Annotated in this window: 1 pseudogene; it reads left to right on the top strand. The window is 62.9% G+C overall.

The annotated features are described in order from the left end of the window. Positions 1-1,650, top strand: a pseudogene (locus tag QZY07_RS21460) (hypothetical protein); the annotation flags it as partial. Between the last annotated feature and the right edge of the window lie 65 nt (positions 1,651-1,715).

Below are 1,715 nucleotides of genomic sequence, written 5' to 3'. Positions count from 1 at the left end.
CAGCTCATCCTCCGACTCGACGACGACAAGACCCTGGGGCGGGAACTGCGTACCTACCTGCAAACCGACAAATACATGGGTCGCAAGAACGACGGCACCGCGTCCACGACCACGGTCAAGATCCTGCGCGAGCGCCAGGAAGAAAACCGCGAGCGCCGCCAGCGCCTGGTCCTGCAACTGGAGCAGTTGTGCCGGGAGGGCGGCTATTACGCCGCCGGTCAGCCCACCCAGCCCAAGGGCGGCACCGCCGCCTCGGCCCTGACCGATGCCCTGAACTATCTGATCCGCAACAGCTTCAACAAGCTCGGCTATCTCGCGCACCTCTCCGCCAATCCGCAGGCCGAGATCAAGGCGGTGCTCAGTGCCACCGACGTGGACGATCTGGGGTTTTCGCTGGAGGCGGGGCAGGGCAACCAACAAGCCCTCGATGAAGTCCAGAGCTACATCCAGCTCATGGCCAGCGCCAATAAACCGGTGATCCTGGAAGACTTGGTGGAGACGCGCTTCGGTCTGCGCCCCTATGGTTGGCCCGAATGGGAAGTGGTGCTACTGATCGTGCGTCTGGTCAGGAAGGGCGAGATCAGCCTGGCGAGCGACGGCGCGACCCTGCCCCTCGACAAGCTCCATGAGGCCGTCATCGCCCCCAGCAAATGGAAGCGCCTGCTGGTGGTCAAACGCCAGAGCGTCGATCAGGGGCAACTCCAGGCCGCGCGCCATCTGGCCAAAGAGGTCTTCGGCAACCTCGCCCCGGACGGCGAAGAGGCCCTTGATGCCCACCTACGCCTACAACTGGGCGGTTGGCGAACCAACCTCAGCCAGTACAAGACCCTGGCCGACACCGGCACCTATCCCGGCGGTCAGGAGATTGCCGATGCCCTGGGCGTCATCAACAAACTCCTGGCAGAGACCGCGAGCGTGGGGCTCATCGGCCGGTTCCTGGAACGGAAGGCCGACCTGCACGACCTTTCCGACGAGGTCCACGAACTCACCAATTTCTACACCACCCAGCGCCCCGCCTGGGACAAGCTGCGCCTGGCCCAAACCCGCTTCCAGCCCAACCGCGACTGGCTGGATCGGGACGACACCGCCGCCAAGGCCCTCGCCCGGATCAAAGCGATTCTGGGGAATGCGGCGCCCTATGGCCTGATCAAAGAGGCCGAGGCCCTGATCCAGACCGTCGAACGGGTTAACGACGCCTTGGTGGCCCAGCGCCGCGACCAGATCCTGCCCGGCATCGACACGCAACTCGCCAAGATCCAGGTGGAACTGGACGCCGCCAAGGCCAGCGGCGATCTGCGCAACCAGTGTCTCTATCCCTTGCAGCAGCTCAAGGGTCAGGTCGAGAGCCAGAGCAGCCTCGCGCATATCGGCCAAGCGGCACAGCAGGCGGTCGAAATGGGCGATGCGGCACTTGACAGGATCGAGGCGGCGCTGAAGAAGCCACCAGGAAAGCCCCCAAAAATCGGCGATCAGGATGCCCCGCCGGTCTATGTGAAACCGCGCCGGGTCGTCAAAGCCACCGCCTTTATGTCGGGGACGTACCTGGAAACCCAGGACGAGATCGACGCCTATCTCAGGACTTACGCATTGACAAACGCCGCATTTTATGATCTAAAAAATACGTGTAACCATATTCCGCTACTCATTTAAAATGAGCCGGCGATGCCGCGCCGTAACCGTCGCCATCGCGGGCGACCAAAGCGAATATTGCAGTT

The organism is uncultured Thiocystis sp. (assembly GCF_903866365.1).
Lineage (GTDB): Bacteria > Pseudomonadota > Gammaproteobacteria > Chromatiales > Chromatiaceae > Chromatium.
The sequence above is the reverse complement of the archived record's forward strand: the minus strand, read 5'-3'. Positions and strand labels throughout refer to the sequence as shown.